The organism is Pseudonocardia humida, from assembly GCF_023898865.1.
GTDB lineage: Bacteria > Actinomycetota > Actinomycetes > Mycobacteriales > Pseudonocardiaceae > Pseudonocardia > Pseudonocardia humida.
In genome coordinates this window covers 156,731-179,995 of record NZ_JAGSOV010000015.1, presented here as the reverse complement: position 1 = coordinate 179,995, position 23,265 = coordinate 156,731, and the positions used below count along the sequence as shown (strand labels likewise).

Genomic DNA, 23,265 nt, shown 5'->3' with positions numbered 1-23,265 from the left:
GAAGCGGCGGGGGTGTCGCCTGCGGTCACGGTCACGGTCTCCTCCTGGTCGGCGGGATCCGCGGGCCCCTGACGCGAGAACGCCCCGGGTCCGCTGGACTCCGGGGCGTCGTGGGGGCTGGTCAGCAGGCCACGGGCACCGGTGTCCGGTACCCGTAGAAAAATCGGCTGCTGATCAGCGGCACGCCGGTCAGTGTGCCACAGCGGAGCGGCGTCGGGCAGCAGCGGTATCGTTCGAACACGATGAGCGCGCTGTTCGAACTACCCACCGCGAACCCCTCCGCCAAGCCCGGCACGCCCCGCACCGAGCGTGGTGCCGCGCTGCTCGAAGGGCTCAACCCGCGTCAGCGCGAGGCGGTGGTGCACGCCGGCTCGCCGCTGCTCATCGTGGCCGGGGCCGGCTCCGGGAAGACCCGCGTGCTCACCCACCGGATCGCCTGGCTGCTGGCCGAGCGCGGGGTGCACCCCGGCGAGATCATGTCGATCACCTTCACCAACAAGGCCGCGGCCGAGATGAAGGAGCGGGTCGACGCGCTGGTCGGGCGCCGGTCCGCGGCGATGTGGGTGTCGACCTTCCACTCGATGTGCGTGCGCATCCTGCGCCGCGAGGCCAAGCACCTCGGGGTGCGGAGCGCGTTCTCGGTCTACGACGCCGACGACACCCGCCGTCTGGTGGGGCTGGTCGCCCGCGACCTGGAGCTCGACCCCAAGAAGTTCGCCCCGCGCGCGATCGCGGCGCAGATCTCGAACCTGAAGAACGAGCTGATCGGCCCGGACGACGCCCTCGCCCGCGCCACGAACGACTACGAGCGCCGGATCGCCGACGTCTACGGCGTCTACCAGGCCCGCCTGCGCACGGCAAACGCCTTCGACTTCGACGACCTGATCATGGAGACGGTGGCGCTGCTGCAGCGGCTGCCCGCCGTCGCCGAGTACTACCGGCGCCGCTTCCGCCACGTCATGGTCGACGAGTACCAGGACACCAACCACGCGCAGTACGTGCTGGTCCGGGAGCTGGTGGCGCCCGCGGACGAGGGCGTCGCGCCCGGCGAGCTGTGCGTCGTGGGCGACTCGGACCAGTCCATCTACGCCTTCCGCGGCGCCAACATCCGCAACATCGTCGAGTTCGAGCAGGACTTCCCCAGCGCCCGCACGATCCTGCTGGAGCAGAACTACCGCTCCACCCAGACCATCCTCTCCGCGGCCAACACGGTCATCGCCCGCAACCCCGACCGGCGCGACAAGCGCCTCTGGTCCGACCAGGGCGACGGCGAGAAGGTCGTCGGCTACGTCGCCGACAACGAGCACGACGAGGCCGCGTTCGTGGCCCAGGAGATCGACCGCCTGGTCGACTCGGGCGAGGTCCGCAACTCCGACGTCGCCGTCTTCTACCGCACCAACAGCCAGTCCCGCGTCTTCGAGGACGTGTTCATGCGCGTCGGCCTGCCGTACAAGGTCGTCGGCGGGGTGCGGTTCTACGAGCGCAAGGAGGTCCGCGATGCGCTGGCCTACCTGCGGGTGCTGTCCAACCCCGAGGACACGGTCAGCCTGCGCCGCATCCTCAACGTGCCCAAGCGGGGCATCGGCGAGCGCGCCGAGGAGCTGGTGGCCACCTACGCCGACCGCGAGCGCATCTCGTTCGCGCAGGGCCTGCGGGTGGCCGCCGAGCGACCCGACCGCATCCCCGGCCTGGTCACCCGCTCCGCCCGCTGCATCGCCTCCTTCGTCGACATCCTCGACGGCCTCACCGAGCTGGCCGAGAAGGGCGAGTCGGCCGCCGAGCTGCTGGAGGCGATCTACGCGCGCACCGGCTACACCGCCGAGCTGGAGGCCAGCGAGGACCCGCAGGACGGCTCCCGCCTGGACAACCTGGCCGAGCTGGTCACGGTGGCCCGCGAGTTCGCCGGCGACGCCGCCGTCGCCGACCTGGCCGTCGAGCCCGAGTTCCCCGAGGACGCGCCGGAGGTCGACCCGGGGGTGCCCGAGCCGGGCTCGCTGGCCGCGTTCCTGGAGCGCGTGGCCCTGGTCGCCGACGCCGACTCGATCCCGGACAACGACGAGGGCATGGTCACCCTGATGACCCTGCACACGGCCAAGGGCCTGGAGTTCCCGGTCGTGTTCCTCACCGGCTGGGAGGACGGCGTCTTCCCGCACATGCGCGCCATGGGCGACCCGGCCGAGCTGGCCGAGGAGCGCCGCCTGGCCTACGTCGGCATCACCCGCGCCCAGCACCGGCTGTACCTGTCCCGGGCGATGATGCGCTCGACGTTCGGTCAGCCCAACGCCAACCCGGCCTCCCGGTTCCTGGCCGAGGTCCCCGACGAGCTGGTCGAGTGGCGCCGCGCCGAGCCCAAGCGCTCGGCCCCGGTCGGCCGCTTCGGCTTCGGCCGCCGGTCCGCGACCGCCGACCGCGGCGACTGGCGCGCCCCCGAGGCCGGCCTCCGGCAGACGCTGAGCGTCGAGGTCGGCGACCGCGTCAACCACGACAAGTACGGCCTGGGCACGGTCGTGGCCACCGACGGCATGGGCGTGCGGGCCACCGCGACGATCGACTTCGGCAGCGCGGGCACGGTGCGGCTGATGCTGATCGCCGGGGTGCCGATGCAGAAGCTCTGACCCCCGTCGAGAACGAAGTCACCGTCGTTTTGGACCGGTCCAAGCGATAACGACTTCGTTCTCGACGGGGCCGCTCAGGGGGTGATGCCGTGGTCCTGCAGCCAGGGCAGCGGGTTGAGCTTCGTGCCGTCCTCGTCCCAGACCTCGAAGTGCAGGTGCGGGCCGGTGGAGTGGCCCTTGTTGCCCATCTCGGCGATCTCCTCGCCCGCGTCGACCCGCTGACCCTCTTCGACGAAGATCCGGTTGACGTGGCCGTACACGGTCTGCGTGCCGTCGGGGTGGCGCAGCACCACCCACAGCCCGAACCCGCTGGCCGGACCGGCCTCCTCGACGACGCCCTCGGTGAGCGCGTAGATCGGGGTGCCGACCGGGCCCGCGATGTCGATGCCCTGGTGCGTGGTGCCCCACCGGGAGCCGAAGCCCGAGGTGAACCGGCCCTCGGTCGGGTTGACGTACACCTCGTTGCCGACGAGCGAAGCCTGCTTCGCGCCGTCGGCGCGGGCGGCGTCGAGCAGGGAGGCCTGGCGGGCCAGCTCCTGGCCGATGTCGACGGCCTTGGTCAGGTTCTGGACGTCGAGCTCGGCGGTGCCGTCGAGCGAGCCCAGCGCCAGCGGGTCGAGCGGGAGCTGGTCGCCGCCGATGGCGTTGATCGGGGGAGCCTGGGCCGGTCGCGTCTCGGCGACCGGCAGCAGCGTGCTGGACGCGATCGGCTCGGCCGAGACCGCCGTCAGCGGTGCGGCGAGCGTCTGACCGGCCGCGACGACGCCGCCTGCGGCGACGGCAGCGACCATCGCGCGACCTCGGAAGGCCGCGCCGGGTGGCGCCGGAAGGCGGTGTGCCCCCGGGACCGGCACGACGCGGATGGGCATCGTGCGATCGGGGTCATCCGCCTCGGCGCCGCTGGGGGAGCGGTGGCGCGCCAAGACCTGCCCTTCTCGACCTGATCCTTACGACCGTCGTCTTCGGGTGGTCTCGGTGGAGGCTGGGGACTCCGCGGTGTCGATCGGGGGTCGACACCGGCTATCCGTGACCGGTCCGTGACTCGGGCTCGTGGAACGTAGCGGGGTCCACGCGCGTCGGCAAATCCTGGTGCGGTGTGTCGGCGGGCGGTCGCCTGCCCTCATGACGCCGGTGACGCTTCGCGCCCGCGGCCACCGGTGCCGTCCACCCCGGGGCGCCGACCTCGACGGAACGGGTGACACCGGACCTCGGAGCGGCCCAGCTGCGTAACGACCCAGTGCATGGACCGGGTATCGATCGGGAGCGCGAGGTGACCGACGTCACACAGTTCGAGCTCGTCGACGTGCAGGTCGGGGTGCACCAGGCGGGCGTTGCGCTGCGGCACGACCATCTGGTCCATGCGGCTCCAGACCACCAGGAACCGGGTGCCGCAGTCGGGTGCGGGGGCGGCCAGGTCGGCCATGAGCTGCGAACCGGGCCGCAGCTGGCGGCCCAGCGCGGTGGGCAGCAGGTGGGCGGTGAGCGTGCCGGCGTGCGGGCTGCCCAGCGTGACCAGCGTGTCGACGCGCGCCGAGCCGCCCATCCGCTGGACGTAGTAGCGGGCGATCACCCCGCCCAGCGAGTGGCCCACGATGTGCAGCCGCTCGGCGCCGCTCTGCTCCAGCAGGCGCTCGACGTGGCGGCCGAGCTCGTGCGCCGCCGTGCGGACGTCGCCGGTGAACAGGCTGTAGTTCATGGCGTGCACGGCGCCGAAGCCGCGCCGGCGCAGGGTGCGGCGGAACACGGTGAACACCGAGCGGTTGTCCATGATCCCGTGCACCAGCAGGATCGGCGTGCCCGCGGCGGCCAGGTCGGAGACGATCAGTCCGCGCCGCGCCGGTGGCAGCGGATCGGTCCGGTAGGCGGTGGGCTCGGCGAGCTGCTCGCGCAGCAGCCCCGCCGGGTAGACGGCCGCGTGCGCGGCGAGCCATGCGCACTCCACCGCCAGCCCCCGCAGCCCGGACGGGGCGCCGAACGTGCGCGCCGCGTAGGCGCCGGCGCGGCCCAGCCCCATGGCCGCCGCCCGCACGGAACCCGCCGCCGCGATGACGCCGCCGACCACCGCGCCGGCCCCCGTTCCGCCCGGAGCCATGGTTGAGACGGTAAGCGGCGACGCGCACCTGCGCCGGACGGCAATTGCACGCCGTGGCGCCCCGGGGTGACTGCCGTCACCAGGGCAGGTCAGGGTGGGTGTCTATAGCGTCGCTAGGGTCGCCGGAGCAGCCGATCCGCGGGCGTCGAGGCCGCGGGCACAGCGAGTGGGAGAGCCAGTGGACCTCTACGAGTACCAGGCGAAGGACCTCTTCGCCGCGCACGGAGTCCCGGTCCTGCCGGGCCGCACGGTGGAGACGGCCGACGATGCGGCCGCCGCCGCGGCCGAGATCGGCGGGGCCGTCGTGGTGAAGGCCCAGGTCAAGACCGGTGGGCGGGGCAAGGCGGGCGGCGTCAAGCTGGCCGAGACCGCCGACGAGGCCAAGGACAAGGCCGGCGCCATCCTCGGGATGGACATCAAGGGCCACACCGTGCACCGCGTCCTGGTCACGCAGGCCAGCGACATCGCCGAGGAGTACTACTTCTCCTTCCTGCTCGACCGCTCCAACCGCACCTTCCTGGCCATGTGCTCGGCCGAGGGCGGCATGGAGATCGAGCAGCTGGCCGTCGAGCGGCCCGACGCGCTGGCCCGGATCCCGGTCGACGCGATCGCCGGCGTCGACAAGGCCAAGGCCGCCGAGATCGTGGCCGCGGGCAAGATCCCGGCCGCGGTGGCCGACCAGGCCGCCGACGTGATCGTCAAGCTGTGGGAGACCTTCGTCGCCGAGGACGCCACCCTCGTCGAGGTCAACCCGCTGGTCCGCGACCCGCAGGACAAGGTCGTCGCGCTCGACGGCAAGGTCACCCTCGACGAGAACGCGGGCTTCCGCCACCCCGACCACGCCGCGCTGGTCGACGAGCGCACCGAGAACCCGCTCGAGGCCAAGGCCAAGGCCAAGAACCTCAACTACGTCAAGCTCGACGAAGGCCAGGTCGGCATCATCGGCAACGGCGCGGGCCTGGTCATGAGCACCCTGGACGTGGTCGCCTACGCCGGCGAGAAGCACGGCGGGGTCAAGCCGGCCAACTTCCTCGACATCGGCGGCGGCGCCTCGGCCCAGGTCATGGCCGACGGCCTGGACGTCATCCTGGGCGACCCGGACGTCAAGAGCGTGTTCGTCAACGTCTTCGGCGGCATCACCGCCTGCGACGCCGTGGCCACCGGCATCGTCGAGGCGCTGAAGATCCTCGGCGACAGCGCGACCAAGCCGCTGGTCGTCCGGCTGGACGGCAACAACGTCCTGGAGGGTCGCAAGATCCTCGACGACGCCAACCACCCGCTGGTCACGCAGGTGGACACCATGGACAACGCGGCCGACAAGGCCGCCGAGCTCGCAGCGGCGGGGGCCTGACCATGTCGATCTTCCTCAACGAGCACAGCAAGATCATCGTCCAGGGCATCACCGGCGGTGAGGGCACCAAGCACAGCACCAAGATGCTGGCCGCAGGCACCAACATCGTCGGCGGCGTGAACGCCCGCAAGGCCGGCACCTCGGTCGGCATCGGCGGCAAGGACCTCACGGTGTTCGGCACCGTCGAGGAGGCCATGAAGGAGACCGGCGCCGACGTCAGCGTCGTCTTCGTGCCGCCGAAGTTCGCCAAGGACGCCGTCATCGAGGCGATCGACTCCGGCATCGGGCTCGCCGTCGTGATCACCGAGGGCATCCCGGTGCACGACTCGGCCTACTTCTGGGCGCACGCCTGCGCCAAGGGCAACGCCACCCGGATCATCGGCCCGAACTGCCCGGGCATCATCAGCCCCGGCAAGTCCAACGCCGGCATCATCCCGGCCGACATCGCCGGCCCCGGCCGGATCGGCCTGGTGTCCAAGTCGGGCACGCTGACCTACCAGATGATGTACGAGCTGCGCGAGATCGGCTTCTCCACCGCCATCGGCATCGGCGGCGACCCGGTCATCGGCACCACGCACATCGACGCGCTGGAGGCCTTCCAGGCCGACCCGGAGACCGAGGCCATCGTGATGATCGGCGAGATCGGCGGCGACGCCGAGGAGCGCGCGGCCGACTTCATCAAGGCCAACGTCACCAAGCCGGTCGTCGGGTACGTGGCCGGGTTCACCGCGCCCGAGGGCAAGACGATGGGCCACGCCGGCGCCATCGTCAGCGGCTCCGCGGGCACCGCCCAGGCCAAGAAGGAGGCCCTGGAGGCGGCCGGGGTGAAGGTCGGCAAGACCCCGAGCGAGACCGCGGCCCTGATGCGGGAGCTGCTCGCCGGCTGAGGCCTGTGACCGCGCGACTACGAAGAGCCACGTCAGCGGCCGGACAGGGGCGCTGACGTGGCTCTTCGGTGTGACGGGGCCGGGCGGGCGACCGGCTCCGTCCCGATGGGCTAGCGTCGGAGGTGGCCACCTGCGCCGCCAGCGGGACCCACGGACACGGCCGACGGACGAGGCGTAGCGAGGAGTGCGATGACTCAGGGACCGGGCGGACCGCCCTCTTTCGGGCCGCCGCCGCACCAGCTGCCCCCACCTGGACCGGCAGGACCGCCGCACCAGCCCAACCAGCCCGGCCCGCCGCGCCCCCGACCGACGGGCGACGGGCCCACCGGCCCGGCCCGGCTGCTGGCCCTCGGGGCCGCGGGCGCCGCCCTGGTCATCTACCTGCTCGGCTTCTTCGCCAACGAGAACGGGCTGCTGGGCACCCTCTCGTTCTCGCCGCTGCTGGTCGGCGGCGGCCTGCTGGCCGGCGCCTCGGTGCTGCCCAAGGCGGGCCGCGTGCTGCTGCCGGGCGCGATCATCGCGCTCACCGGCGTGCTGCTGCTGCTCCAGCTGGTCGCCTCCGGCGGCGCCCCCGGGATCGTCGTGTTCATGCTGATCCTGGGGATCGTCGAGGCGGGCGCGGCGATCGCCGCCTTCCTGATGGACGCCGGCGTCGTCTCCGCTCCCGCGCGCGGATCCGGAGGCGGACCCCGCCAGCCCCAGCCCCAGCACCCCGGCTACGGCCCGCCGCCCGGCTACGCGCCCCAGGGCTACGGCGCCCCGCCCGGCGCCTACGGCCCGCCGTCGTCGCCGGCCATGCCGCCCGCGTTCGGCGCCCAGCAGGGCGGCGCCACCCCGCCGCCGTCGCAGGGCGGCTGGGGCCAGGGCCCCGGCCCCATCGGCGGCGCGCACGAGGCCGGAGCGCGCCCCGACAGCGACCGCACCGAGCCGCGCGAGGACACCTCCGCCACCTCGGCCACCACCGCCATCCCGATCGTCACCGGCGGCGACCGCAAGCCCCGCCCGACCGACGAAACCAACTTCTTCGACGACAGCGCGTTCGGCTCGACCACCACCAACCGCCCCGCCCCGGAGCCCCCCGCGGAGAGCCGCTCCGCCACCGCGGCCATGCCCGCGGTCGGCTCCGACCGCCCCGTCGACCGCGGCCCGGCCGACGAGACCAGCACCTACGGCGGCGAGGGTGGGATGTTCGCCGAGTCGACCCCGCGGACCCTGACGCCCGAGCCCGCCGACGACGCGGGCGGAGGCGGCCGGCACGAGCAGCCCGTCGACGGCGAACGCAACGAACGCAACGGCGTCCCGCCCAACGAGCAGACGTGGTTCATGCCGCCGGGAGACCGGCCGAACCCGAACCAGTAGGTCGAACCCCGTCGACGGCCGCCGCGCTCAATGAGCGCGGCGGCCGTTCGCCGCGGGTGGGGCGGCTGCTCCCCGTCTGTCTCCGTCGAGCGAGCGGCTCGTTCGCTCGGCCTGGTGGGGCGGGCGGCGCTCTCGCTCTCGGATCGGGGTAGGCGGGCGAGAGGTGCGTTCGCTCAGCGCCGGAGTCCGGGGGTGGTCGCGGGGCGCGCCTGCTCGGGACGAGTCGCGCTGTTCGGCCCGGAAGGGCGAATGTGGCTTTCGTGTTGTGCTCGTCGGGCCGGGGAGGCTCCGGAGCGAGTGGCGCGTCCGGCCGGTGCGGTTGGGCGAGAGTCCCTTTCGCTCAGCTTCATAGGGCGAGGGGTCGCTTTCGTCCGGCTCGGTGGGACGGGGGTCGCTTTCGTTCGGCTGGGTGGGACGGGAGTCGCTTTCGTTCGGCTGGGTGGGGCGAGGGTCGCTTTCGTTCGGCTGGGTGGGGCGAGGGTCGCTTTCGTTCGGCTGGGTGGGGCGAGGGTCGCTTCCGTTCGGCTCGGTCGGACGGGAGTCGCTCTCGTCCGGCTTCGTCGGGCCGCTTGCCTTCGGCTCGGCGGGACGGGAGTCGTACCGGGACCGCCGGGTGCCGTGACGGCCGGGTCGCTGGATCGCCGGGACCGCGGGTTGGCGGGACCGCGGGTTGGCGGGACTGCGGGTTGGCGGGACTGCGGGTTGGCGGGACCGCCGGGTCGCCGGGATCGCGGGTCGCCGGGATCGCGGGTCGACGGGACCGCGGGGGGCGTCGGGTCCATGGGAGCGGCGGGCGCGGCGCCGGTGGGGACGGGCCGCGCAGCGGGCACCGGTGGGGGACTGGCGCGGTGCCCGGCGTGCCTGCGGGGCGCGGGGCGGGGGCGCTGCGACCCTGAACGGGTGACCCGCACCCTGACCGACCGCGGTCCGACCGGGCAGCCGGACGACGACGCGGCCGACGTACCCGCCGAGGAGGTCGCGACGCCCGTCGGCGGGCTCGACCGGCTGCGCCTGCTGCTGGCCGTCGCGATGGGGACGGTGCTGGTCAGCTACGCGATGCTGATCCCGTCCGCCGCCGCGGTGGTGCTCACCGCGGGCGGCGGCATGTCGCTGGACGGGGCGTTCGGGTCGGCGATCCCGCTGTGGCTGGCGGCGCACCACATCCCGCTGGCGCTGGAGGGGCGCCCGATCGGGGTGCTGCCGCTGCTGCCGACGATCGTCGTGGTGCTGGTGGTCGCGTTCGGAGCCGGGTGGGCGGTGCGCAGGCTCGGCGGCCGGCCGCGGACGGACGGCGGGGCCGTGGTCGCGGCGACGGCGGGCGCGCACGCGGCGGTCGCGGTCCTGGGCAGCGCGCTGCTGCCGGCGAACGCGGAGATCGTGGTGGCGCCGTGGGCGGCGATGGTCGGCGGCGGGCTGGTCGCGGGCGTCGGCGCGGGGATCGGGGTGGTGCGCCGCTGCGGGCTGCCCGCCGACTGGCCCGAACGCACACCCGGCTGGGTGCGCCACGCGCTCGTCGCGGCCGGGGCCGCGGTCAGCGGTCTGGTCATGCTGGGTGCGCTGGTGCTCGCGCTGGGCGTGGCCCTGCGCGCCGACGTGGTCACCGCCTCGTTCGCCGAGCTCGCCCCGGACGGCGGCTCGGCCGTCGGGGTCGCGCTGCTCTCGCTCGCCTACGTGCCGAACGCCGTGATCGCGGCGACGGGCTGGGCGCTCGGCCCGGGCGTCGCGGTCGGCACGGCGACGGCGTCGCCGTTCGTCACCGCCCCGGCCGGGGCGCCGAGCTTCCCACTGCTCGCCGTGCTGCCCGACACCGCGGCGCCGGTGTGGGCGTTGGCGGTGCTGGTCCTGCCGGTGGCGGTGGGCGTGCTCACCGGGCTGCGCTGCCTGCGCGCGGCTCCCGTCGACCGGCTCCCGGCGACCGTCGGCGCGACGGTGCTCACCGCGGTGGCGATGGCCGCCCTGGCCGCCCTGGCCGGCGGCCGGCTGGCCGCCGGGCCCTACGACCCGATCGAGGTCCCAGCCGGTCCGGTCGCGGCGGCGGTGCTGCTGTGGGTCGGGGTGCCGGCGCTGGTGGTGTTCCTGGCCCGCGGCGGCGTGGGGGTCGAGCCGGTCGAGGACGTCGAGGAACCCGTGCTCGACGACGAGCCGCCCGCCGACGAGCACCCCTCGCGGGCGGCGCGGGACGACCGCCCGGTCGAAGCCCGGCCGGACCGGACGAAGCGCATCCCCCGCGGTCGCGGTGGCGCCGAGACGGGCAGCCGCACGCCGCAGGAGGAGCGGGCCGAGCGCGCGGCCCGGCGCGCGGCCCGAGCGGCCCGCCGGACGGGTGACCCCGCGGCGCTCCAGGGGGTCGGGAACCCCCAGGAGGCCGGGGACCCCCGCGAGGTCGGAGACTTCCAGGAGGCCGAGGACCGCCAGCAGGCCGAGGACTCCGGCGGGGTCGGTGCCCCCGGGGAGGCGGGGGATTCCGGCAAGGCGGGGGATTCCGGCAAGGCGGGGGATTCCGGCACAGTCGGGGACTCCGGCGATGCTCGGGACTCCGGCAAGGCCGAGGACTCCGACAAGACCGGGGACTCCGGCAAGACCGGGGACTCCCGCAAGGCCGGGGACTCCCGCAAAAGCAGGGATCCCCGCAAGATCGGGAACTCCCGCCGGACCGGCAACTTCCGCAGGGCCAGGAACTCCGAGAAGGCCGATGCGGTCGAGGAGACCGGGCAGGCCGGCGTGGCCGAGGACGCGTCCCCGGTCACCGAGGCGCCGGCGCGGCAAGCCCCGCCGCGCACGGTGGCCGAGCTGGTCGCCCTGCGCGCCGAGCAGGCGGCGCAGCGCGCAGCCGAGTCGGAGACCGACGGCGACGAATCCGCGGAGGCGGGAAAGGGCGGCCAGGAGTAGCCGAACCGGTTCCCTGGGCCTCGACGTGGTGAACCGGGCTCCCGGCGCGTCGCTCGCGCAGCTCCGACTTGCCCCCTGACCTGCGCCCCCTCACGTGAGGGCCACCCGTCCCCACCCGCCCCGCTGCCTGTCGAGAACGAACCTGTTGTCGTTTGGACCGGTCCAAAATGACGACAAGTTCGTTCTCGACGGGGTGGGGTCGGCGGCGGCGGCGAGGTCGAGGGGCGCCGTTGCGCCGATCGGGTGTGTCCAGGGCTGCAGCGGTGCGGGCCCGGCCACCTAGCGGCACCGCCTAGGCTGGGCGCGTCAGCGCGCCGCCCCCGCCGTCGAGGAGTCCCCGCTTGCCCGCCCTGCCCGACCGCCCCTACCGGGTCGACCTCCCGGATCCCGCGAGGGTGGTGGTGCTGGTCTCGGGCTCGGGGACGCTGCTGCAGGCGTTGCTGGACGCCGCCGCGGAGCCGGGCTACCCGGCGGAGGTGGTCGCCGTCGGGGCCGATCGGGTCGGGATCGAGGGCACGGCGCGGGCCGAGCGGGCCGGGGTGCCCACGTTCTGCGTCCGCGTCGCCGACCACGCCGACCGGGCCGGCTGGGACGCGGCGCTCACTGCGGCGGTCGCCGAGCACCGGCCCGACCTGGTCGTCTCCGCGGGCTTCATGAAGATCCTCGGGGCGGGCTTCCTGTCCGGTGTGGGCGCCCCGATGATCAACACGCACCCGGCGCTGCTGCCGGCGTTCCCGGGTGTCCGCCCGGTCGCCGACGCGATCGCCTACGGCGTGAAGATCACCGGCGCCACCGTCCACCTGGTCGACGACGGCGTGGACACCGGGCCCGTGCTGGCCCAGAGCCCCGTCGCCGTCGAGGCGGGCGACACCGTCGAGCGGCTGCACGAACGCATCAAGATCGAGGAGCGGCGGCTGCTGGTCGGCACCGTCGCCGCACTGGCCCGGCACGGGGCCACCGTGACCGGACGAGAGGTGACCATCCCCGTGAGCGAGCTTGCGATCGAACCATCGACCCGGCGTCTGCGCGAGGCGTCGACCGAGCGCAGCGGGGGAGTGCGATGAGCGAGTTCGCGGGCGGGTCGTCGACGCAGCGCGAGCGACGCGCCGTGCGCCGGGCCCTGATCAGCGTCTACGACAAGGCGGGCGTGGTCGAGCTGGCCGCTGAGCTGCACGCGCTCGGCGTGGAGATCGTCTCCACCGGCTCGACGGCCGCCCGCATCGCCGACGCCGGCGTGCCGGTGACGCCGGTGGAGAGCATCACCGGCTTCCCGGAGTGCCTCGACGGGCGGGTCAAGACCCTGCACCCGGGCGTGCACGCCGGCCTGCTCGCCGACACCCGCCGCCCCGAGCACCTCACCCAGCTGACCGAGCTCGGCATCGCGCCGTTCGAGCTGCTCGTGTCGAACCTGTACCCGTTCACCCGGACGGTGGCCTCCGGCGCGAGCCCCGACGAGTGCGTCGAGCAGATCGACATCGGTGGTCCGGCGATGGTCCGCGCGGCGGCCAAGAACCACGACAGCGTGGCCGTCGTCGTCGACCCGGCCCGCTACGAGTGGGTCGTCCAGCAGGTCAAGAGCGGCGGGTTCGGGCAGGGTGAGCGGCGGGCGCTGGCCGCGGCCGCGTTCCGCCACACCGCCACCTACGACGTCGCCGTCGCCTCCTGGCTGGGCAACGTGCTCGCCCCCGACGGCGACCCGTTCCCCGGCTGGGTCGGTGCCACCTGGGACCGCCAGGCCTCGCTGCGCTACGGCGAGAACCCGCACCAGCCGGCCGCGCTCTACGTCTCCGGCGCCCCCGGCGTCGCCGCCGCCGAGCAGCTGCACGGCAAGGAGATGTCCTACAACAACTACGTCGACGCCGACGCCGCCTGGCGCGCCGCGCACGACCACGACGGCGTCTGCGTCGCCATCATCAAGCACGCCAACCCGTGCGGGATCGCCGTCGGCGCCGACGTCGCCGACGCCCACCGCAAGGCCCACGCCACCGACCCGGTCAGCGCCTTCGGTGGGGTCATCGCGACCAACACCGAGGTCAGCGTGGCCATGGCCGAGCAGGTCGCGGAGATCTTCACCGAGGTCGTGCTGGCCCCCGGCTACGCCGACGGCGCGCTGGAGGTGCTGGCCCGCAAGAAGAACGTGCGGGTCCTGCGGCTCGCCGGCGACGTGCCCCGCGGGGGAGCCGAGATGCGCCCGGTCAGCGGCGGGCTGCTGCTGCAGCACCGCGACGCCGTCGACGCCCCCGGCGACGACCCGTCCACCTGGACCCTCGCCACCGGCGACCCCGCGCCCGCCGACGTCCTGGCCGACCTCGCGTTCGCCTGGCGGGCGTGCCGCTCGGTGAAGTCCAACGCCATCCTGCTCGCCGCCGACGGCGCCGCCGTCGGGGTGGGGATGGGCCAGGTCAACCGGGTGGACGCGGCCCGGCTCGCGGTGTCGCGGGCGGGGGAGCGGGCGCACGGCTCGGTGGCCGCCTCCGACGCCTACTTCCCGTTCCCGGACGGCCTGGAGGTGTTGACCGAGGCGGGCGTGCGCGCGGTCGTGCAGCCCGGTGGGTCCGTGCGGGACGCCGAGGTCACGGCGGCCGCCGCGGCGGCGGGGATCGCGCTCTACCACACGGGAACCCGCCACTTCGCCCACTGACCCGCGGTGTTCGGCCCAGCCCCGGTTCAGGAAGGCCACCTTCCTGAACTTCTGAGCGAGCGGGCGGACGGGTGGGGGCAGAGCGCGGGGCGGACGGGCGGGCGATCGCCGTGCCGTCCGCGAAAACCCGTCGACGCGGGGGATAGCGTGATCGTCATGGCTGCGTCCATAAGGCTGCGCCGCGCTCACCGGACGTCGCGCCGCTGATCGCCCGCCGGTCCTCCCCGACCGACCCGTTCCGCACCCGGCTGCCGCACCCTCGTCGTGCGCCCCGGGGTAGTCGCGCGCCGTCCGACCGGATTCCCGTCCGATCGACGCGAAGCGCGGGTCAGTCATGCCATCCTCCTTCCGTGGCCATCGCCACGAACTGGGTCAGAACCACCTGATCGACCGCGGCGTCGCCGCCCGCATCGCCGGGCTCGTGCCGCCGGGGGCGGTCCTCGAGCTCGGCGCGGGCGACGGCGCCCTCACCCGGCTGCTGGCCGCCCGGCCCTGGCCGGTCACCGCCGTCGAGCTCGACCCGGCCAGGGTCGAGGCGCTGCGCCGCGGGCTCGGCCGCGGCGTCCGCGTGGTGCACGCGGACATGCTGCGGTTCCCGCTGGCCGGCGACCACCACGTCGTCTCCAACGTGCCGTTCGGCATCACCACCGCCGTGCTGCGCAGGCTGCTCGCGCAGAGGTCCTGGATGACCGCGGTGCTGCTGCTGCAGTGGGAGGTGGCCCGGAAGCGGGCCGCGGTCGGCGGCACGACCCTGCTGACCGCCAGCTGGTGGCCGTGGTTCGAGTTCGACCTGGCCGGGCGGGTGCCCGCGGCGGCGTTCCGGCCGCGGCCCGCGGTCGACGGCGGGCTGCTGGTGGTGCGCCGCCGGGCCGTGCCGCTGGTCGATCCCGGCCAGCGGGCCGCCTACCAGCACCTGGTGCGCACGGCGTTCGCCGGCGACCGGCTGCTCCCCGCGTTGCGCCGCGTGCCCGGGGCCGACCGGTGGGCGGCGGTGGAGCGGGTGCCGCGCTCGGTGCGCCCGCGCGACCTGCGGGCCGAGGCGTGGGCGTCGCTGCACCGGGCGGTCTCCGGTGCCCGCCGACTCCCCGAACGGAGGGGTTGAGGGCGTCGACGACCGCCGGTTAGAGTTCGAACATCAGTTCGACTCGCCGACTTCCCCACGGCGTGCCAGGGGAGGGGTGTGTCGTGGCCGAGGCTGCGGTGGTCGGTGCGGGGTCGGCGGACGACCGGGCGAGCCGCCTGGAGCGGGCCCGCGGCCTGCTGCGCGGCTTCGAGGCCGCTCCGGCCCGGCCGGTGCGGGTCACCGGGGGCGACGGCGCCGTGCTCCCGGTCGTCGGGCCGCTGGCCGGGCTGCTGCCGGCCGGTGGGCTGCGCCGCGGCACGGCGGTGGCGGTGGCCGACGGGCCGGGGTCGAGCTCGCTGCTGCTGGCCCTGCTGGCCGAGGCCTCCGCGAGCGGGGCCTGGGTGGGGCTGGTCGGCCGCCCCCAGCTGGGGGTGGTGGCCGCGGCGGAGGCCGGGATCCGGGTCGAGCGGCTGGCGCTGGTGCCGCACCCCGGGGCCGACCTGGTCGCCGTCACCTCCGCCCTGCTCGACGGGCTCGACGTGGTCGCGGTGGCCGGGGCCGCCGCGGCCGGGGTGCGCGCCGCCGACCGGCAGCGCCTGGCCGCCCGGGCCCGCCAGCGCGACGCGGTGCTGCTGTCGCTGGGCCCCTGGCCCGGCGCCGACGCCGAGCTGACCTGCGCCGACGCCCGGTGGCTCGGCCTGGGCGGCGACGGCGGCGGCCGGTTGCTGGCGCGCCGGCTGGAGGTGCGGGCCCGTGGGCGGGGGATCGCGCCGCGCGGGCGCAGCGCCCGGATGCTGCTGCCTGCGCCCGGTGGGGCGCTCGGGGTCCCGGACGCGGTCGTGCCGGGCGAAGCGGTCGCGGCCGGGCTGGACGAGGCCGTCGGGTCAGGGGAGCCGGCGGTCGAGGCGGGCGCGGCACCGGGCGGGTCGCGACGCCCGGTGCCGTTCCCGGCGCGGGAGGCCGGGTGAGCGGGCCGCGGCGCCGGCCCCGTCCGGTCGCCTCGGGCCCGGGTGAGTGGGCCGTCGGGCCGGCGTGGTCGGGCGGACGCGCCGTTCGCCCGACCCGGTCGGTGGCCGGACGGCGGGCGCCGAGCGGGGAGCGAACGGACCGGTGGGCTGGCGTGGTCGGGCGCGCGTGCCGTTCGCCCGACCCGGTGGCGGGGGCGCGTCGGAGCGGGCTGTCGCTGCGGCACCGGACGTGCCCGCGGGCCGTGGTCATCGGGCGAGTGGGCCGGTGGGCCGGTGTGGTCGGGCGGATGCGCCGTTCGCCCGTCCCGGTCGGTGGCCGGACGGGCGCCGTGCGGGGAGCGAGTGGGCCGGTGGGCCGGTGTGGTGGGGCGGGCGCGCCGTTCGCTCGGCCGGCGGCGGGGAACGGGCGCGGTAGTGGGTGAGCCGCTGGACGACGCCCCGCCCCGCGACGAGCCGACGCGGGTGCTGGCGCTGTGGTCGCCCGACTGGCCGGTCACGGCGGCGGCCCGGGCGGCGCACGTCCCGGCGCACCAGCCGGCCGCGGTGTTCGTGGCGAACCGGGTGCTGGCCTGCTCGGCGGTGGCCAGGGCGCAGGGCGTGCGGCGGGGCCTGCGCCGCCGCGAGGCCCAGGCCCGCTGCCCCGACCTGGCCGTCCTCGCCCCCGACCCGGACCGCGACGCCCGGGCCTTCGAGCCGGTGGTGGTGGCGATCGAGGAGCTGGCGCCGGGGGTGGAGGTGGTGCGGCCGGGGTTGGTGGCGCTGCCGGCCAGGGGGCCGGCCGGCTACTTCGGCGGCGAGCTGGCGGCGGCCGAGCGGCTGGTCGACCAGGTCGCCGCGCGCACCGGGGTGGAGTGCCAGGTCGGGCTGGCCGACGGGCTGTTCGCGGCGGTGCTGGCGGCGCGCCGCGGGGTGGTCGTGGCGCCCGGCGACACTCCGGCCTTCCTGGCCCCGCTGGAGGTCGGCGAGCTCGACCGCGAGCCCGACGTCGACCGCTCCGAGCTGGTGGGCCTGCTGCACCGGCTGGGCCTGCGCAGCCTGGGGGCGTTCGGCGCGCTGGCGGCGAGCGATGTCGCGTCCCGGTTCGGCGCCGACGCCGTGCTCGCCCACCGGCTCGCCCGGGGGCTCGACCCGCGGCCCCCCGTCCGCCGCCACCCGCCCGAGGAGCTGACCGTCGAGCTGGAGCTCGACCCGCCGGTCGACCGGGTCGACGCGGCCGCGTTCGCCGCCCGCGGGCTCGCCGAGCGGCTGCACCGCACGCTGGCCGGGCACGGCCTGTCCTGCACCCGGCTCGGGGTCGCCGCCCGCACGGTGGGCGGGGAGCAGCTGCTGCGGGTGTGGCGCTGCGCCGAGCCGCTCACCCCCGCCGGCACGGTCGACCGGGTGCGCTGGCAGCTCGACTCCTGGCTCACCCGCGGCGGCTCGGGCGCGGTCGACCGGATGTGGCTGGTCCCGGAGGAGACGGTCACCGCGGGGGCGCTGCAGCTCGGGCTGTGGGGTGAGGTCGGTGAGGCCGACGAGCGCGCGAGCCGGGCGCTGGTGCGGGTGCAGGCGCTGCTGGGGCCCGAGTCGGTGGTCACCGCGGTCCTGGTGGGCGGGCGCGACCCCGGCGAGCGGGTCCGGCTGGTGCCCTGGGGCGACACCCGCGACGGCGCGGGCGCCGCGGCCGCCGGGGTCACCGGGGTCGACGTGGCGCCGCCCGCACCGGAGACCGGCCCGGCGGTGCTCGACGAGCCGCCCGAGCTGTGGGCCGTCCCGGAGGGCGCGCCGGACCCGCTGCCCGCGGCTCCCCCGGCCGGGACAGTCCCGGACGTGTTCGCGCCCCGGGTCGCCGCCGACCGCGCCCCCGCCGGTTGGCCGGCCGACGTGGTCCGGGAGACCGGTCGCGTCCCGGCCACCGCCCCGCTCGAGGGCGGCGCCGCGCCCCCGGCCCGGCCCACCAACCGCAGGCGCCGCCCGCCTGCCCGCCGGTCCACCCCCCGCGCGCCCCTGCGCGAGCCCCCGCCGCCCTGGCCAGGGCGCCTGCCCGCCCCCGCCCCGGCCACCGTGCTGCCGGAGCCGGCGCCGATCGGCGTCCTCGACGGCGACGGCCGCCCGGTCCGGCTGGCCGAGCCCGACCGGCTGTCCGCGTCGCCCGCCCGCCTGGTGCTCGGCGCACCGCACGGCGAGTGGGCGGTGCTGGGGTGGGCGGGCCCGTGGCCCGTGCAGCAGCGCTGGTGGGCGGGCGGGGCCGGCCCCACCGGCCGCGTGCAGGTGCTCTGCGACGGCGGCGCCGCCTACCTGCTGGCCGTGCGCGACGACCGGTGGTGGCTCACCGCCGTCTACGACTAGCGTTCGAGTGGCACATGAGCGGGATCTCCCGCCGGTTCAGGCCCGCTGGTGTGCCACTCGACCGCAGTCGATCACCGTGGAGCGGGATCCCGGTCCCGCCTCCACCAGCGGAAGGCGATCACGGGTCGCCGAGCACGCGCCGGACGGAGTCGCCGGGCACGATCCGCAGCCCGGCGTCGTGGTCGGCGCAGATCAGCAGGACCCGCAGCAGCTCGTCGCGCAGCCCCGGGTCGCACACGCCCGCCTCCCGCATGTCCAGCACGACGGCCTCGGTGCCCGCGCTGCGGGGCAGCGCGAGGTGTTCGGCGATCGTGCGGCGGAGGGCGTCGAGGTCGGCGGCCGGCAGGTCCCCTGTCACCCGCACGGCGCCGCGGTTGTCCGAGTGCGTGACGGTCATGCCGACGACGTTGCCACGCCCGCGCCCGCCCGACCTCCGGGTCGTCCCGGACCCGACCCCGGGGCCGGTGGTCGGATCAGCGCTCGAACTCGACCTTGCCCTTGCTCATCTCGAACGTACCGTCGGGCCGAGCAGGGGGCGCCGCTCGGAGAACGACTTGCCGTAGGTCTCCACCTGCGACACGTGCAGCCCGGCCGGGACCATGTCGGCGTCGCCGGAGCCTTGCCGTCGGCGCCGAGGACGAGCGCGGTCAGGTCGACCGGGCCGGTGACCGAGACCGTCAGCGACCCGCCGACGAGGGGGGCGTTCTGGCCGGGAGCGAGCTGCACCCGCCGGACATTACCGACCGATACCGCCGTCCCCGTACAGTTCGATGCACGACGAGTGCCGGGTGCGGTCTGCCATCGTCGCGGACCGCACCCGGCTCCCGCCCCCGGGTCAGGCCACCGGGGGCGGGGGCTCCGCGGCTCCGGTCATGATCGCCACCGCCTCGGACATCGAGTGCGACCGCGGGGTGATCACCGTGGCCCGCCTGCCCAGCCGCTGGATGTGGATCCGATCGGCGATCTCGAACACGTGCGGCATGTTGTGGCTGATCAGGATGACCGGCAGGCCGCGGTCACGGACGTCGCGGATGAGCTGCAGCACCCGGTTGCCCTCCTTGACCCCGAGCGCGGCCGTCGGCTCGTCGAGGATCACCACCTTGCTGCCGAACGCGGCCGCCCTCGCCACCGCGACGCCCTGGCGCTGCCCGCCGGACAAGCTCTCCACGGCCTGCCCGATGTTCTGCAGGGTGGCGATGCCCAGCTCGCTCATGTGCCGCTCGGCCTCGGACCGCATGTGCTTCTTGTCGAGCATTCGGAACACCGAGCCGAGGAGCCCGGGCTTGCGCTCCTCGCGGCCGAGGAACAGGTTGTCGGCGATGTCGAGACCGGGCGCGACGGCCAGCGACTGGTAGACGGTCTCGATGCCGGCCAGCCGGGCGTCCATCGGGCTGCGGAACTGCACCCGCCTGCCGTCCAGCAGGATCTCCCCGCTGTCCGGGACGATCGCCCCGCACAGCGCCTTGATCAGGCTGGTCTTGCCCGCCCCGTTGTCGCCGATCACCGCCAGGATCTCGCCGGGGTAGAGCTCGAGGTCGCCGCTGGCGATCGCGGTGACCGGCCCGTACCGCTTGACCAGGCCCTTGGCCTGCAGGACCGGCTCGCGGACGGCGGTCGGCTGCGGGTCGGACTCCACGGACGACTGCGCGCTCATGCTGTGTCTCCCGGCGCCTTCGGCGCGGCCCCTTCGGGGAACGCTGTCGCGCTCATGCCCGTACCTTCCTGATCCACTGGTCGATGGCCACCGCCACCAGGACGAGCAGGCCGATCGCGAAGCCCTGCCAGACGACGTCGACCCCGCCCAGCTGCAGCCCGTTGCGGAACACGCCGACGATCAGTGCGCCGACCAGGGTGCCGAGCACCAGGCCGCGCCCGCCGAACAGGCTGGTCCCGCCCAGCACCACCGCGGTGATGGAGTCGAGGTTGTACTCGACGCCGACGTTCGGGCTGGCCGAGGCGAGCCTGCCCATCAGGATCCAGGCGCCGATCGCGTAGATCAGCCCGGCCACGGTGTAGACCGACAGCAGCACGCGGTCGGTGCGGATGCCGGCCAGCCGGGCGGCCTCGATGTCGTCGCCGGTGGCGTAGACGTGCTTGCCCCAGGCCGTGTTGCCCAGCGCGTAGAAGAACACCGCGAACAGCAGCAGCATGATGATCGACCCGTAGGTGATCCGGAAGCCGCCGACGCCGAAGGTGTCGCCGGTCCAGGTCATGATCGCGGGCATGTCCGCGCCGCGGACGGTCTCGCTGCGCGAGATCACCGAGTTCAGCGAGAAGAAGATGCTCAGCGTGCCGAGCGTGACGATGAACGGCGGCAGCTTGAGCCGGGTGACCAGCAGGCCGTTCAGCGCGCCCATCGCGATGCCGAGCACGAACCCGATCAGCAGGGCGAGCGCCCCGGGCACGCCGAGACCGGTGGCCATGTTGGCCATCAGGATCGAGGAGAACACCGCGATCGCGCCGACCGACAGGTCGATCCCGGCGGTGAGGATGATCAGGGTCTGGCCGAGCGCGAGCGTCGCGATCACGGTGACCTGGGCGAGCACCAGGCCGAGGTTCGCCGCGGACAGGAACCGGCCGCTGACGAGCGAGAACGCCAGCACCGCCAGCACCAGCACGGCCAGCGGCCCGAGGATCGGGTTGGCGTGCAGGACGTGCTGGACCCGTTCCAGCGGTGAGACCGTCCGCTGCTCGGCGAAGGAGCTCTTGGTCGCGGTGGTCACCCTCAGCCCCAGCACTTCTCGGCGCCGAAGGTGGTGTCCTCCGACGTCACGCCGGCCTGCGGCTGGTCGGTGATCAGGTTGACCCCGGTGTCGGTGAAGCCCTTGCCCGAGGTGGCCTCCGGCTTGCTGCCGTCCTTGGCGAACGCGGCCAGCGCCTCGACCCCCTTCGAGGCCATGTCCAGCGGGTACTGCTGGGAGGTGGCGCCGATCTGGCCGGCCTTGACCGCCTCCACGCCCGGGCAGCCGCCGTCGACCGAGACGATCGTGACGTCGCCCTCGCGGCCGGCGGCCTTGAGCGCCTCGTAGGCGCCGGCCGCCGCCGGCTCGTTGATCGTGTAGACGAGGTTGATCGTCGGGTCGGTCTGCAGCAGGTTCTCCATCGCCGTGCGCCCGCCCTCCTCGGCGCCGTCGGTGACGTCGTGGCCGACGATCCGCGGGTCGGACTCGTCGCCGATGACCGCGGGGTCTCCGACGTCGATGCCGAAGCCCTGCAGGAAGCCCTGGTCGCGCTGCACGTCGACGGAGACCTGGTTGGCGTTGAGGTCGAGCAGCGCGATGCGGGCCTCGGTGCCGGCGGCGTCGAACTTGGCCTTGGCCCACTGCCCGATGAGCAGCCCGGCCTGGAAGTTGTCGGTGGCGAAGGTGGCGTCCGCGGCGTCGGGCGGATCGGTCTGGGTGTCCAGCGCGATGACCAGCAGCCCGGCCTGGCGGGCCTTGTCCAGGGCGGGGACGATCGCCTTCGAGTCGCTCGGGGTGATCAGGAACCCGGCCGCGCCCGCCGAGATCAGCGTCTCGATGGCCTGCACCTGGGCCTCGTTGTCGCCGTCCTGCTTGCCGGCGAAGCTCTGCAGCTCGACGCCCTGGGCGTCGGCGGCCTGCTGGGCGCCCTCCTTCATCTTGACGAAGAACGGGTTGGTGTCGGTCTTGGTGATCAGGCCGACGACCGGCCTGTCACCGCCGCCGGTGCCGGCGTCCCCGCCGCAGGCGGTGAGCGCGAGTGCGGCCGCGAGGCCGGTGGCGAGCGCGCCCACCGTCCGGCGGGCCGTCCGTGCCTGGTTCATGAGCTGCGACCTTTCGTCTTCGTCGACAAGGGGCCGTGCGAGACAACGTTGTCACGAAACTGTGACCTCTTCACATCCGCTTCACAAGGGAGGAGTAGGGCACCGTTCATAACGACTTGGTGACAGGAAAGACGATCTTGACAACGCTGTCGGGCGTCCGACGTCGCCGGAGCAGGGGGAAGCCATGGAACGCGAACCACCGCCGAGCGCGCCGCGCCGGCCGACCATGCGCGACGTCGCCGCGCGCGCCGGGGTCAGCTTCAAGACGGTGTCCCGGGTGGTCAACGGGGAGCCCGGGGTGTCGGCCGCACTCGCCGAGCGGGTCCGCTCGGCCGTCGACGAGCTGGACTTCCGCCCGCACCCGGGGGCCAGGGTCCTGCGTCGCACCGACCGCCGCACGGCGTCGATCGCGCTGCTGCTGGAGGACGTGGCCAACCCGTTCTCGGCCGCGCTGGCCCGCGCGGTGGAGGACGAGGCCGTGCCCCGCGGGGTCGTCGTGTTCTCCGCCAGCCTCGACGAGGACCCCGGCCGCGAGCGCGAGTTCGTCCGCGAGTTCGGCGCCCGCCACGTCGACGGGCTGCTGCTCGCCCCGGCCGGCGCCGACCAGTCCTACCTGGCCGCCGAGCTGCGCGCGGGCACCGCTGTCGTCTGCGTCGACCGGCCGGCCCGCGGGCTGGAGGTCGACTCGGTGCTCACCACGAACACCCTGGGCGCCCGCGACGCCGTGCGGCACCTGGTCGCGGCCGGGCACCGGCGGATCGCCTTCCTGGGCGACCGGCCCTCCATCGACACCGCCCGGCGGCGGTTCCAGGGCTACCGCGACGGGCTGGGCGAGCCGGTCGACCCCCGGCTGGTGGTGCACGACCTGCGCGCCCCTGGCGACGCCGACGGCGCGGTGACGGCCCTGCTGACCGGGCCCGCCCCGCCGACGGCCCTGTTCACCGCGCAGAACCTGGTGACCATCGGGGCGGTGCGGGCGCTGCGCAGGCTGGGGCTCGAGCACGTCGTCGCCCTGGTCGGGTTCGACGACTTCCTGCTCGCCGACCTGCTCTCCCCGGGGGTGACGGTGGTGGCGCAGGACCCGGCGGCGATCGGGCGGATCGCGGCCGGGCTGCTGTTCGCCCGGATCGCCGGCGACCGCGGTCCCCCGCAGACCCGGCTGGTCCCCACCACGCTGGTCCGCCGCGGCTCCGGCGAGATCCCCCCTCGGGAGTGAGTTCCGCCGTGGAACTCGCTCCCGACCTCGTGAGCTGGCGTTGCCGTGGACGTGAAGGTCTAGCGTCGGTGG

General features: G+C 75.0%; 17 protein-coding genes. 11 read left to right on the top strand and 6 right to left on the bottom strand.

Annotated features, from left to right (window positions below; all coding sequences use genetic code 11):
• Positions 1-242 precede the first annotated feature (242 nt).
• A complete protein-coding gene (pcrA, locus tag KDL28_RS07545) occupies positions 243-2,615 on the top strand; it encodes a DNA helicase PcrA (RefSeq protein WP_252436605.1) in 2,373 nt (790 codons plus the stop codon).
• A gap of 74 nt (positions 2,616-2,689) precedes the next feature.
• Here the strand turns inward: pcrA and KDL28_RS07540 are convergent, their stop codons facing one another.
• Entirely contained in the window at positions 2,690-3,406 is a 717-nt protein-coding gene (locus tag KDL28_RS07540; protein WP_252436603.1) for a M23 family metallopeptidase, read from the bottom strand.
• Between the two features lie 329 nt (positions 3,407-3,735).
• Complete coding sequence (locus KDL28_RS07535; RefSeq protein ID WP_252436601.1) at positions 3,736-4,707, bottom strand: alpha/beta fold hydrolase; 972 nt, start codon at positions 4,705-4,707, stop codon at positions 3,736-3,738.
• Between the two features lie 178 nt (positions 4,708-4,885).
• On the opposite strand from KDL28_RS07535, the gene sucC reads away from it, so the two are divergent.
• The 9 genes from sucC (at position 4,886) to KDL28_RS07485 (ending at position 18,193) form a co-directional block, all read left to right on the top strand.
• Entirely contained in the window at positions 4,886-6,058 is a 1,173-nt protein-coding gene (gene sucC / locus KDL28_RS07530) for an ADP-forming succinate--CoA ligase subunit beta (RefSeq protein WP_252436658.1), read from the top strand.
• 2 nt (positions 6,059-6,060) lie between these two features.
• Positions 6,061-6,945: a succinate--CoA ligase subunit alpha gene (gene sucD, locus KDL28_RS07525; RefSeq protein WP_252436599.1), complete on the top strand. Its 885-nt coding sequence runs from the start codon at positions 6,061-6,063 to the stop codon at positions 6,943-6,945.
• Between the two features lie 189 nt (positions 6,946-7,134).
• Entirely contained in the window at positions 7,135-8,304 is a 1,170-nt protein-coding gene (locus KDL28_RS07520; RefSeq protein WP_252436597.1) for a DUF5336 domain-containing protein, read from the top strand.
• A gap of 900 nt (positions 8,305-9,204) precedes the next feature.
• Entirely contained in the window at positions 9,205-11,193 is a 1,989-nt protein-coding gene (locus KDL28_RS41075) for a cell division protein PerM (protein WP_308215943.1), read from the top strand.
• Between the two features lie 341 nt (positions 11,194-11,534).
• Positions 11,535-12,257, top strand: a complete 723-nt coding sequence (gene purN, locus KDL28_RS07505; protein WP_252436595.1) for a phosphoribosylglycinamide formyltransferase — start codon at positions 11,535-11,537, stop codon at positions 12,255-12,257.
• The gene (gene purH / locus KDL28_RS07500; protein ID WP_252436593.1) at positions 12,254-13,834 is read left to right on the top strand and encodes a bifunctional phosphoribosylaminoimidazolecarboxamide formyltransferase/IMP cyclohydrolase; all 1,581 of its coding nucleotides are present in this window, start codon (positions 12,254-12,256) and stop codon (positions 13,832-13,834) included. The genes purN and purH overlap by 4 nt, the downstream gene beginning before the upstream one ends.
• A 334-nt stretch (positions 13,835-14,168) precedes the next feature.
• Positions 14,169-14,936, top strand: coding sequence for a ribosomal RNA small subunit methyltransferase A (locus tag KDL28_RS07495; RefSeq protein WP_252436591.1), 768 nt, complete (start codon positions 14,169-14,171; stop codon positions 14,934-14,936).
• Between the two features lie 83 nt (positions 14,937-15,019).
• The gene (gene imuA' / locus KDL28_RS07490; protein ID WP_252436589.1) at positions 15,020-15,865 is read left to right on the top strand and encodes a DnaE2-dependent mutagenesis accessory factor ImuA'; all 846 of its coding nucleotides are present in this window, start codon (positions 15,020-15,022) and stop codon (positions 15,863-15,865) included.
• Between the two features lie 414 nt (positions 15,866-16,279).
• Positions 16,280-18,193: a DNA polymerase Y family protein gene (locus KDL28_RS07485; protein WP_252436587.1), complete on the top strand. Its 1,914-nt coding sequence runs from the start codon at positions 16,280-16,282 to the stop codon at positions 18,191-18,193.
• Positions 18,194-18,311: 118 nt separating this feature from the next.
• Here KDL28_RS07485 and KDL28_RS07480 read toward each other — a convergent pair whose 3' ends face one another.
• From KDL28_RS07480 to KDL28_RS07465, 4 genes are all read right to left on the bottom strand, one after another.
• On the bottom strand, positions 18,312-18,590 hold the full coding sequence (locus KDL28_RS07480; protein ID WP_252436585.1) for an STAS domain-containing protein: 279 nt from the start codon (positions 18,588-18,590) through the stop codon (positions 18,312-18,314).
• Positions 18,591-19,028: 438 nt separating this feature from the next.
• Positions 19,029-19,847, bottom strand: coding sequence for an ATP-binding cassette domain-containing protein (locus KDL28_RS07475; protein WP_252436584.1), 819 nt, complete (start codon positions 19,845-19,847; stop codon positions 19,029-19,031).
• 52 nt (positions 19,848-19,899) lie between these two features.
• Positions 19,900-20,916: an ABC transporter permease gene (locus tag KDL28_RS07470; protein WP_252436582.1), complete on the bottom strand. Its 1,017-nt coding sequence runs from the start codon at positions 20,914-20,916 to the stop codon at positions 19,900-19,902.
• Between the two features lie 2 nt (positions 20,917-20,918).
• Positions 20,919-21,977: a sugar ABC transporter substrate-binding protein gene (locus KDL28_RS07465; RefSeq protein WP_252436580.1), complete on the bottom strand. Its 1,059-nt coding sequence runs from the start codon at positions 21,975-21,977 to the stop codon at positions 20,919-20,921.
• A 184-nt stretch (positions 21,978-22,161) separates the two neighbouring features.
• Here KDL28_RS07465 and KDL28_RS07460 point away from each other — a divergent pair, with 184 nt between their 5' ends.
• Complete coding sequence (locus KDL28_RS07460; RefSeq protein WP_252436579.1) at positions 22,162-23,193, top strand: LacI family DNA-binding transcriptional regulator; 1,032 nt, start codon at positions 22,162-22,164, stop codon at positions 23,191-23,193.
• Positions 23,194-23,265: the final 72 nt, after the last annotated feature.

Excerpts from the sequence above, each read along its gene's own strand:
- purH (WP_252436593.1), top strand. The coding sequence starts at position 12,254 with ATGAGCGAGTTCGCGGGCGGGTCGTCGACGCAGCGCGAGCGACGCGCC.
- pcrA (WP_252436605.1), top strand. The coding sequence starts at position 243 with ATGAGCGCGCTGTTCGAACTACCCACCGCGAACCCCTCCGCCAAGCCC.
- KDL28_RS07465 (WP_252436580.1), bottom strand. The coding sequence starts at position 21,977 with ATGAACCAGGCACGGACGGCCCGCCGGACGGTGGGCGCGCTCGCCACC.
- KDL28_RS07535 (WP_252436601.1), bottom strand. The coding sequence starts at position 4,707 with ATGGCTCCGGGCGGAACGGGGGCCGGCGCGGTGGTCGGCGGCGTCATC.
- KDL28_RS07475 (WP_252436584.1), bottom strand. The coding sequence starts at position 19,847 with ATGAGCGCGCAGTCGTCCGTGGAGTCCGACCCGCAGCCGACCGCCGTC.
- sucD (WP_252436599.1), top strand. The coding sequence starts at position 6,061 with ATGTCGATCTTCCTCAACGAGCACAGCAAGATCATCGTCCAGGGCATC.
- KDL28_RS07460 (WP_252436579.1), top strand. The coding sequence starts at position 22,162 with ATGGAACGCGAACCACCGCCGAGCGCGCCGCGCCGGCCGACCATGCGC.
- KDL28_RS07480 (WP_252436585.1), bottom strand. The coding sequence starts at position 18,590 with ATGACCGTCACGCACTCGGACAACCGCGGCGCCGTGCGGGTGACAGGG.
- KDL28_RS07495 (WP_252436591.1), top strand. The coding sequence starts at position 14,169 with ATGCCATCCTCCTTCCGTGGCCATCGCCACGAACTGGGTCAGAACCAC.
- KDL28_RS07540 (WP_252436603.1), bottom strand. The coding sequence starts at position 3,406 with ATGGTCGCTGCCGTCGCCGCAGGCGGCGTCGTCGCGGCCGGTCAGACG.
- KDL28_RS07520 (WP_252436597.1), top strand. The coding sequence starts at position 7,135 with ATGACTCAGGGACCGGGCGGACCGCCCTCTTTCGGGCCGCCGCCGCAC.